We start from the raw sequence: 446 nt of genomic DNA, 5'->3' as shown, positions 1-446 counted from the left end.
AAAGGATGTGGAGTTGCTTAGACAACCAGGATGTTGGCTTAGAAGCAGCCATCATTTAAAGAGTGCGTAATAGCTCACTGGTCGAGTGACTCTGCGCCGAAAATGTAACGGGGCTAAACACACCACCGAAGCTATGGCTTGATACTATGTATCAGGGGTAGGGGAGCGTTGTGTACCGGGTTGAAGGTAGACCGGAAGGACTGCTGGACTGTACACAAGTGAGAATGCCGGTATGAGTAACGAAAAGACATGTGAGAATCATGTCCGCCGAAAGCCTAAGGGTTCCTGAGGAAGGTTCGTCCGCTCAGGGTAAGTCGGGACCTAAGGCGAGGCCGAAAGGCGTAGTCGAAGGACAACAGGTTGAAATTCCTGTACCACCGTAAACCGTTATGAGCAATGGGGTGACGCAGAAGGATAGGGACGCGAGCTGATGGATGCTCGTCCAA

At 51.3% G+C, this 446-nt stretch carries 1 rRNA gene; it reads left to right on the top strand.

From position 1 onward, the window contains the following. Positions 1-446, top strand: a 23S ribosomal RNA gene (locus RCF13_RS19825); the annotation flags it as partial.

The organism is Stenotrophomonas maltophilia group sp. RNC7 (genome assembly GCF_030910085.1).
GTDB lineage: Bacteria > Pseudomonadota > Gammaproteobacteria > Xanthomonadales > Xanthomonadaceae > Stenotrophomonas > Stenotrophomonas sepilia.
This window is presented reverse-complemented; position numbering and strand designations above follow the sequence as displayed.